The following is an 8,949-nucleotide window of genomic DNA, read 5'->3' as shown; positions in this document are numbered from 1 at the left end:
GGGAGTCGCCGCGGGCCGCGCGCCCCATCGCATCGGGCGGCCGGGCGACCCGGTCGCCGCGCGAGACGGGCGCCATCCCGCGGATCGACCGGGACGCACCGCGCCGCACCCGCCCGCGACCCGAGCGCCGCGCGTCCGGGGGAGGGCGACGATGACCGACCGCCCGCTGTCCGTCGTGGTCGCCGGCGGCGGCACCGCCGGTCACATCGAGCCCGCGCTGGCCGTCGCCGACGCCGTGCGGGCCCTGCACCCCAGCGCGCGCATCACTGCGCTGGGCACCGAGAAGGGCCTGGAGACCTCGATCGTTCCCGAGCGCGGCTACGACCTGCGGCTCATCCCGCCGGCCCCGCTGCCGCGCACGGTCGGCGCTGACCTAGCGCGCACGCCGGCACGGTTGACCAGCGCGGTCGCTGCCACCCGCAAGGTCCTCGCCGACGTCGATGCGGACGTCGTCGTCGGCTTCGGCGGTTATGTCGCCCTGCCGGCCTATTTCGCCGCCCGCGGACGAATGCGTCCCCGCTCGCGGATCCCGCTCGTGATCCACGAGGCCAACGCCAGCGCCGGCATCGCCAACAAGGTCGGCGCCCGCTGGGCCGACCGGGTGATGGCGGCGGTCGACGACTGCGGTCTGCCCGGTGCCGAGGTCGTGGGCATCCCGGTTCGCGGCAGCCTGGCCGCCCTCGATCGCGGCGCGCTGCGCGCCAAGGCACGGCACTACTTCGGCCTCGACGAAACGGCTCCGACACTGCTGGTCTTCGGCGGTTCGCAGGGCGCGGTCCGACTCAACGACGCCGTGGTGGGGGCCTCCGGGGCCCTGGGCCGGGCCGGGATCGGCGTGCTGCACGCCTACGGCCCCAAGAACACCATCGCCCCCGAACACCCCGAGGGGGCGCCCCCGTACGTCGGGGTGGGCTACCTCAAGCGCATGGACCTGGCCTACGCGGCGGCCGACCTGGTGATCTGTCGCTCCGGCGCGATGACCGTCGCCGAGGTCTCGGCGACCGGGCTGCCCGCCGTCTACGTCCCGCTCCCGCACGGCAACGGCGAACAGGCCCTCAACGCCCGACCGGTCGTCGACGCGGGTGGCGGACTGCTGGTCACCGACGACGAGATGACGCCGGAGTGGGTCGCGCGGGAGGTGCCGGCGCTGCTCGGCGATCCCGAGCGGCTCGCCACGATGGCCTCGTGTGCGGCGGTCGGCGGTCACCGCGACGCCGCCAACCGGGTCGCCACGGCAGCCCTCGAATTGGCCGCCGCCCACCACAAGGCAGACTTGTAGTAGCGCCACCCGCGTGCGCGACGAGAGGAACGACGACAGACCGATGGCGGACAGCGAAGCAACCCCACTGCCCGAACACCTGCAGCGCGTCCACATGGTGGGCATCGGCGGTGCAGGGATGTCGGGATTGGCGCGAATCCTGCTGGCCCGCGGCGGCCAGGTGTCCGGATCGGATGCCAAGGAGAGCCGCGGGGTCATCGCGCTGCGCACCCGCGGCGCGACCGTGACGATCGGCCACGACCCGGCCGCACTGGACGCGCTGCCCGGGGGCCCCACTGTCGTGGTCACCACCCACGCCGCGATCCCGAAGACGAACCCGGAGCTGGTCGAGGCCAAGAAGCGGGGGATCGACGTGATCCTGCGCCCGGCCGTGCTGGCGACGCTGATGTCGGGCTACCAGACCCTGCTGGTCGCCGGCACGCACGGCAAGACCTCGACGACCTCGATGGCCGTCGCGGCGCTGCAGCACGCGGGTGCCGACCCGTCGTTCGCCATCGGCGGGGAGCTGAACGAGTCCGGGACCAACGCGCACCACGGCAGCGGCTCGGTGTTCGTCGCAGAGGCCGATGAGAGCGACGGCTCGCTCCTCGAATACCCCGCCACGGTCGTCGTCGTGACCAACATCGAGGCCGACCACCTGGACTTCTTCGGGACCGAGGCCGCTTATGTCGAGGTCTTCGACAAGTTCCTCGCCGGCGTCCAGAAGGGCGGCGCCGTCGTCGCCTGTCTGGACGACCCGGGGGTCCGCGCGCTGCTGGAGCGCACCGGCAAGACCCTTGCGAAGAACGACGTGACCGTACTGGGCTACGGCCACCACACCGGGGCCGGGAAGCGGCCCGAGCACTTCGTCGCCGAGCTGCTCGAGTTCACGGTCACCCCGGAAGGGGGGAGCAGCCGTGTGCGCGTGCACCCGCCGCTCGTGCCCGAGACCACCGAGATCACCCTGACCACCCCGATGCCGGGCGTGCACATGGCGCTCAACGCGCTCGCGGCGCTGCTGGCCAGCAGCGCCGTCCTCGACCGCGTGCCGGCCGGGGAGACGTCGGCGGCCGCCGACGCGCCCGCGGAGCCGAAGAAGGCCGCCGCGAAGAAGGCCGCGACCACGACGTCCCCCGGGAAGAAGACTCCCGCGAAGAAGGCGCCGAAACCGGCGGACAAGACCGACGACAAGGCGGTCGAGACGGCCGGGGCGGACCGATCGGAGAGCGCCGACACGATGAGCGCGCTGGCCGAGGGGATCGCCGAGTTCTCCGGCGTCCGCCGACGATTCGAGTACCGCGGGAAGGCCGGCGGGGTGCGGGTCTACGACGACTACGCCCACCACCCGACCGAGGTGCGCGCCGTGTTGTCCGCCGCGCGGGTGGCGGCCGAGAACGGCCGCGTGATCGCGGTGTTCCAGCCGCACCTGTACTCGCGCACCCAGGAGTTCGCCCGCGAGTTCGCCTCGGCGCTGGACCTGGCCGACGAGGTGATCGTCATGGAGGTCTTCGGCGCGCGCGAGGATCCGATGCCCGGCGTCAGCGGGCGGCTGATCGCCGAACGCGTCGCACGTCCGGCGCGATTCGTGCCGGATCTGTCCGACCTCGTTCCCACGGTGGTCGAGTTGGCCGCCCCGGGTGATGTCGTACTGACCCTCGGGGCCGGCGACATCACCATGCAGGGCCCGGAGATCCTGGCCGCGTTGGGGGAGCGGGAACAGTGAGTCGGGGGAGGCGCTGGCTCGTCTCCATCGCCGTCGTCGCGGCCGTGGCGGGCCTCGTGGCGGTCGCGTACTTCACCCCGCTGATGTCGGTTCGCGCGGTGTCGGTCGCAGGTGTGACCCCGAGGTCCGGACTCACCGTCGACGAGGTGCGCGCGAAGGCCCACGTCCCGCAGGGGAGGCCGCTGCTGCAGGTCAACACCGCCGATGCGGCCAGGCGCGTCGCGTCGATCAGCGCGGTGGAGACGGCGCGCGTGCGCCGCCAGTACCCGTCGACGGTCGAGGTGATCGTCGTCGAGCGCACACCGGTCGCACGGGTGGAGACGGAGAAGGCCACTCATGTGCTCGACCGGCTGGGCGTCCCGTTCCGGCACTACGACCGGGGCGTGAAGCTGCCGCCCGACGTCCGCGGGCTGCCGCTGTTGTCCACGCCCAACGCCGGTCCGGGAGACCCGGCGACGCGCGCCGGTCTGCGCGTCGTCACCGAGCTGCCGCCGGACCTGCGCGCGTCGGTCGCGACCGTCGAGGCGGATTCGCCGGTCGACATCACGCTGTCGCTGAAGAACGGCACGACCGTGGTGTGGGGGGACGCGACGCGCACCGAGGACAAGGCACTGGCCTGGCGGGCCATCAGCACCCGTAGGGGAACCCTCTACAACGTGTCGAGCCCCGACCTGCCGTCCTACCGCTAGTCGTCGCAGGCCAGACGGTGCGAACAACCCCCTGATCAGGCAGGAGCCGTGTGACGGGAGTTCATTACTGAGAACTTTGGCGACACGCCGCGCCGAAGCTGGCCCGACCTGCCGGTAGTGCCTAGCGTTGCCGATTGACCGTGTACTACTTGACATAACTCTAAATCTATGGTTGAGGTTTAGGGTTTTGTGCAGGACTTTCTCCGGAGGAGGGCAGCCCAGATGGCGCCACCGCACAACTACCTGGCCGTGATCAAGGTCGTCGGCATCGGCGGTGGCGGCGTCAACGCCGTCAACCGGATGATCGAGCAGGGCCTCAAGGGCGTCGAGTTCATCGCCATCAACACCGACGCCCAGGCGCTCCTGATGAGCGATGCGGACGTCAAGCTCGACGTCGGCCGCGATTCGACGCGCGGGCTGGGCGCCGGCGCCGACCCCGAGGTGGGCCGCCGGGCGACCGAGGACAACCGCGACGACATCGAGGAACTCCTCAAGGGTGCCGACATGGTGTTCGTCACCGCCGGCGAAGGCGGCGGCACCGGCACCGGAGGCGCCCCGGTGGTGGCCTCGATCGCGCGCAAGCTCGGCGCATTGACGGTCGGCGTGGTCACCCGGCCGTTCGCCTTCGAGGGCAAGCGCCGCAGCGGCCAGGCCGATGCGGGCATCACCGCCCTGCGCGAGTCCTGCGACACGCTGATCGTCATCCCCAACGACCGCCTCCTGCAGCTCGGCGACGCCAACGTGAGCCTGATGGACGCCTTCCGCAGCGCCGACGAGGTGCTGCTCAACGGCGTGCAGGGGATCACCGACCTCATCACCACTCCCGGCCTGATCAACGTCGACTTCGCCGACGTCAAGGGTGTGATGAGCGACGCCGGCTCCGCGCTGATGGGCATCGGCTCGGCGCGCGGCGAGGACCGGGCGAAGAAGGCCGCCGAGCTGGCGATCAACTCACCGCTGCTGGAAGCCTCGATGGAGGGCGCGCGCGGCGTGCTGATCTCGATCGCGGGCGGCTCGGACCTGGGCCTCTTCGAGATCCACAACGCCGCCACCCAGGTGCAGGAAGCGGCTCACGAGGACGCGAACATCATTTTCGGCACGGTGATCGACGACAACCTCGGCGACGAGGTCCGGGTGACCGTCATCGCCGCGGGATTCGACGGCGGGGCGCCGCGCAAGCGCACCGATGCGCCGTCGGTCGGCCACACCGGCGTCGCCGCCGGGAAGGCCGGCAAGGTCAACTCGCCGACCGAGGGCGAGTCGATTTTCGGCAGCGGTGGTCTCAAGGACGACCCCGCGGTGCAGCGGACCGACGAGATGCGCCCCAACCGCGTCCAGCTCGACGATGACGACGTCGACATCCCCGACTTCATGAAGTGATGGCCGCCGGCAAACCGGCAGGGCGGGCCGTCCGCCGGGTGGTGACCACCCGCGAGGGCGGCGTGTCGAAGGCGCCGTACGACTCCTTCAACCTCGGCGACCACGTCGGCGACGACCCGGCTGCGGTCGCCGCCAACCGTGCCCGGCTCGCCGAACGGATCGGTCTGCCGGCCGAGCGCGTGGTGTGGATGAGCCAGACGCACAGCTCGAACGTCGCGCTCGTCGACGGGCCCGTCGACGGCCCGCTCCCGGACACCGATGGAATCGTCACCGCCACCGCCGGCCTCGCACTGGCCGTGCTCACCGCCGACTGCGTGCCGCTCCTGCTCAGCGACGACGAGGCCGGCGTCGTGGCCGCCGTGCACGCCGGCCGCGTCGGTGCGCGCAACGGGATCGTCCCCGAGGCGCTGCGCGTGATGGTCCGGGCCGGTGCGCGCGTCGAGCGCATCGGTGCACTCCTGGGCCCCGCCGCGTCGGGCAACTTCTACGAGGTGCCCGCCGAGATGGCCGCCGACGTGGAGGAGCACCTGCCGGGCAGCCGGTGCCGCACGGAGGCCGGCAGCGACGGTCTCGACCTGCGCGCGGGGATCGCCGCGCAGCTCCGATCCCGCGGCGTCACCGCCATCGCCGTCGACCCGCGCTGCACGATCGCCGACGAGAAGCTGTTCAGCCATCGGCGCACCGCGCCGACCGGCCGTCTGGCCTCGGTGATCTGGCGAGAGGACGGCTAGTTTGCGTCCGACGGGATTTCGCGCGTGTCGCGCCCGGCCTCAGCATCGGCCGCGGGCTACGGTAAGCAGCGATGGCAATCACATTGGTCACAGTGGAATCAGCAGCCACAGGCTGCCCGGTGATCATCCGAAACGCCGACCAACAGTAGAGGGGCCGACATGACCACGATGCAGAAGTTCAAGGCTTACTTCGGCATGGTGCCGCCGAGTGACTACGAGGACGACTACCTCGAGGACGAGGCGACCGGCGCGCTGCGCCGCGTGCGCGGTGCCGACGGCTACGACGGTTACTACGGCGAGGGCTCGTACCGCGACGGCGGCTACGGCGACGCGTACGGCCCGGAGTCCTACGGCGGCGAGTCCTACGGCCCGGAGCCCTACGGCGCCGAGCCGTTCGGCGCGCGCGAGATGGAGCCGCGCCGCGAGCGCGTGCGCTCGTCGAGCCGGTTCGCCGAGGACGAGCGCGACTACGCCGCGGTCTCCGGCGGCGGATACGTCTACACCGGGTCGTCGCGGACCGAGACCCGGGGCGGCGCCCGGTTCGAGCCGCTGCACCGCTCGGCCAGTGCCACCCTGCGCGCGGTCGGCGCCACGGCGCCGGTCGGCCAGGACGAGGCCGGTCCGGTCTTCGGCGACGGTCAGAAGATCACCACACTGCGCCCGTCGAGCTACAGCGAGGCCCGCACCATCGGTGAGCGCTTCCGCAACGGCAACCCCGTGATCATGGACCTGGTGGACATGAGCAACGCCGACGCCAAGCGCCTGGTGGACTTCGCCGCGGGGCTCGCGTTCGCGCTGCGCGGTTCCTTCGACAAGGTGGCGACCAAGGTCTTCCTGCTCGCACCGGCCGATATCGACGTCTCGCCCGAGGATCGTCGACGGATCGCCGAGACCGGCTTCTACAGCCACTCCTGATCGCGCGGGCGACACCCGATTGTGCCGCCCGACCGGTTTTGCGGCAAAGTGGTGATGTGACCGTTTTCCTCTCCATCGTCGGAATGCTGCTCGGCGTCTACTGGATGCTGCTGCTGGCCCGCCTGGTTCTCGAACTGGTCCGGTCCTTCGCGCGCGATTGGCGCCCCAAGGGTGTCGTCGTCGTCATCGTCGAGGCGATTTTCACCGCGACCGACCCGCCCATCAAGCTGCTGCGGCGGATCATCCCGCCGCTGAACATCGGCGCGGTTCGGCTCGATCTGTCGCTGATGATCGTCATGATCGCGGTCATCATCGCCCAGCGGCTCGTCGCCGCGGCCGCGGGCTGACGCCACGGGCCAAGCCGCAGGTGGGGGAGTCGCGGGGACTATTCTGGGTAACGGCACAAGGTCATCGTTTGGCGACCGTTGTGTTGCGAGACCGTCTCGGGCAGATGCGACTGGCGGGATGGTTGTGACAGGATGGTGCGCTAGTGGCAGAACTGTCTGCATGTGAACTGTGCGACTGAGCAGGATTCACCCGATGGCGGCCACGGGAGACGTCGAAGGCGAGATTCGCCTGCGATACGCAAGGTAAGGGGAAGAGGCCATGCGGCTGACACCGGCTGATGTGCACAACGTCGCGTTCAGCAAACCGCCCATCGGCAAGCGCGGCTACAACGAGGACGAGGTCGATCAGTTCCTGGACTTCGTCGAGGCCGAACTCGCCCGTCTCATCAACGAGAACAACGACCTCACCGCCCGCGTCGACGAGCTCGAGGCCGAGCTCGCACACGTCCGTGCCGCCGGCCCCGCGCCGCAGCAGCCGCAGCAGCAGATGCCCCCGGCCCAGATGGCACCCCCGCCCCAGGCGGCCTACGTCCCGCAGCCGCCGCCGGCCCCCGAGGTGTCGGCCCGCGCCGAGGAAGAGGCCAACAACCGTGCGGCCCGCGTGCTGGCGCTGGCCCAGGACACCGCCGACCGGGTGGCCGCGACCGCCCGCAGCGAGTCCGAGGCGACGCTCGCCGATGCGCGCAACCGTGCCGACGCGATCGTCGGCGAGGCGCAGGTCAAGGCCGACGGGATCCTCGTCGACGCCCGGCAGCGTGCCGAGGCGATCCTCGCCGACGCGCAGACCCGCGCCGAGGCCCAGCTCCGCCAGGCGTCGCAGAGCGCGGAGGCGCTGCAGGCCGACGCCGAGCGCAAGCACAGTGAGATCATGGCGACGATCAGCCAGCAGCGCGGTGTGCTGGAAGGCCGGATCGAGCAGCTCAAGACCTACGAGCGGGAGTACCGCACCCGCCTCAAGACCTATCTCGAGGCCCAGCTCGAGGAGCTGGCGCAGCGGGGCAGTGCCGCCCCGGTCGACGGTGGTCGCGAGGCCATCGCCGATTCGGGCGGTTATCCGGGCCCCGGCCCGGGCTAAACAACAGTCAGGTGGTGTGACCCATGTTGGTTGCCGCGATTATCGCCGCAGTGGCGGCTTTCGGACTCCTCCTAGCCGGTTTGTTCACCGGCCAGGTGGCGCTCGCGATTGCGTGCGTCGTCGCTTCGGCCGTCGGCTTGGTGCTGTTGCTCCTCGACATCCGGCGGGCGAGCAAGGCCAACCCGGTGGCGGACGCGCCGACCACCGGCGCCTTCCTCGGTGAGGACGTCGACGCCTTCGTCGCGCAGCGCAAGGAGCGCCGGGAGACCGGCGCCTTCGCCGCGGTCGCCGGCACCGGTGCGCTCTCGCGCGTCGGCGGCACCGGCTCCCTCCCGCCGATCTCGGCGCCGGAACCGACCGGCTGGCAGCCCCACGGCACCGCCGCCGCCTACGGCGAACAGGAGCCCGCGGGCTACGGCGATCCATACGGCGAGCCCGCCGGTTACGGCGACTCGTACGGCGAACCCGCCTACCGCGCCACGGACTACGCCGACCCCGGCTATCCGGCGCCGGCCCCCGATCCCGCATACCCCGATCCCGCACCGTACGGCGGTGTCGACCAGCAGTCGTATCCGACGGGCACCGGTGCCGGCTGGTCGGCGGGACAGCCGGCCGACGCGCCGGGATTCGGTGCGACGCCCGGATTCCGCGATGCGGAACCGGATTTCACCGGACCGACCCCGATCTACGCCCCCGATCCGACCCGCCCGGTGCCGGATTACGCCGATCCGGGCCCGCAGGGATACGCCGACGCGACGGCCGCCCCATACGGCGCCCCCGAGCCGCAGCGCACCCCGGCCCCGCCCGCCGAGCCCGCCGCGGGGGAGCCGG

Annotated in this window: 8 protein-coding genes and 1 pseudogene; all 9 read left to right on the top strand. The window is 71.5% G+C overall.

Features of this window, described 5'->3' with window-relative positions; all coding sequences use genetic code 11:
• The first annotated feature begins 151 nt into the window (after nucleotides 1–151).
• Nucleotides 152–1,279 carry an undecaprenyldiphospho-muramoylpentapeptide beta-N-acetylglucosaminyltransferase gene (murG, locus tag QM634_RS09230; RefSeq protein WP_415042484.1) on the top strand — a complete coding sequence of 376 codons (1,128 nt, stop codon included), beginning with the start codon at nucleotides 152–154 and terminating at the stop codon, nucleotides 1,277–1,279.
• 43 nt (nucleotides 1,280–1,322) lie between these two features.
• Entirely contained in the window at nucleotides 1,323–2,981 is a 1,659-nt protein-coding gene (locus tag QM634_RS09225) for a UDP-N-acetylmuramate--L-alanine ligase (RefSeq protein ID WP_415042483.1), read from the top strand.
• Complete coding sequence (locus QM634_RS09220; protein WP_415042482.1) at nucleotides 2,978–3,670, top strand: cell division protein FtsQ/DivIB; 693 nt, start codon at nucleotides 2,978–2,980, stop codon at nucleotides 3,668–3,670. Before QM634_RS09225 ends, QM634_RS09220 begins: the two co-directional genes overlap by 4 nt.
• A 222-nt stretch (nucleotides 3,671–3,892) precedes the next feature.
• On the top strand, nucleotides 3,893–5,050 hold the full coding sequence (ftsZ, locus tag QM634_RS09215) for a cell division protein FtsZ (protein ID WP_415042481.1): 1,158 nt from the start codon (nucleotides 3,893–3,895) through the stop codon (nucleotides 5,048–5,050).
• Complete coding sequence (pgeF, locus tag QM634_RS09210; RefSeq protein ID WP_415042480.1) at nucleotides 5,050–5,781, top strand: peptidoglycan editing factor PgeF; 732 nt, start codon at nucleotides 5,050–5,052, stop codon at nucleotides 5,779–5,781. Before ftsZ ends, pgeF begins: the two co-directional genes overlap by 1 nt.
• Nucleotides 5,782–5,940: 159 nt before the next feature.
• Complete coding sequence (locus tag QM634_RS09205) at nucleotides 5,941–6,696, top strand: cell division protein SepF (protein ID WP_415042479.1); 756 nt, start codon at nucleotides 5,941–5,943, stop codon at nucleotides 6,694–6,696.
• An 83-nt stretch (nucleotides 6,697–6,779) separates the two neighbouring features.
• The gene (locus QM634_RS09200) at nucleotides 6,780–7,043 is read left to right on the top strand and encodes a YggT family protein (RefSeq protein ID WP_415042485.1); all 264 of its coding nucleotides are present in this window, start codon (nucleotides 6,780–6,782) and stop codon (nucleotides 7,041–7,043) included.
• Nucleotides 7,044–7,302: 259 nt separating this feature from the next.
• On the top strand, nucleotides 7,303–8,118 hold the full coding sequence (locus tag QM634_RS09195; protein ID WP_415042478.1) for a DivIVA domain-containing protein: 816 nt from the start codon (nucleotides 7,303–7,305) through the stop codon (nucleotides 8,116–8,118).
• Nucleotides 8,119–8,168: 50 nt separating this feature from the next.
• Nucleotides 8,169–8,949: pseudogene (locus QM634_RS09190) on the top strand (hypothetical protein); the annotation flags it as partial.

The organism is Gordonia sp. (in: high G+C Gram-positive bacteria), from assembly GCF_047606305.1.
Taxonomy (GTDB): domain Bacteria; phylum Actinomycetota; class Actinomycetes; order Mycobacteriales; family Mycobacteriaceae; genus Gordonia.
This window is presented reverse-complemented; position numbering and strand designations above follow the sequence as displayed.

Excerpts from the sequence above, each read along its gene's own strand:
- murG (WP_415042484.1), top strand. The coding sequence starts at position 152 with ATGACCGACCGCCCGCTGTCCGTCGTGGTCGCCGGCGGCGGCACCGCC.
- QM634_RS09225 (WP_415042483.1), top strand. The coding sequence starts at position 1,323 with ATGGCGGACAGCGAAGCAACCCCACTGCCCGAACACCTGCAGCGCGTC.
- ftsZ (WP_415042481.1), top strand. The coding sequence starts at position 3,893 with ATGGCGCCACCGCACAACTACCTGGCCGTGATCAAGGTCGTCGGCATC.
- pgeF (WP_415042480.1), top strand. The coding sequence starts at position 5,050 with ATGGCCGCCGGCAAACCGGCAGGGCGGGCCGTCCGCCGGGTGGTGACC.
- QM634_RS09205 (WP_415042479.1), top strand. The coding sequence starts at position 5,941 with ATGACCACGATGCAGAAGTTCAAGGCTTACTTCGGCATGGTGCCGCCG.
- QM634_RS09200 (WP_415042485.1), top strand. The coding sequence starts at position 6,780 with ATGCTGCTCGGCGTCTACTGGATGCTGCTGCTGGCCCGCCTGGTTCTC.
- QM634_RS09195 (WP_415042478.1), top strand. The coding sequence starts at position 7,303 with ATGCGGCTGACACCGGCTGATGTGCACAACGTCGCGTTCAGCAAACCG.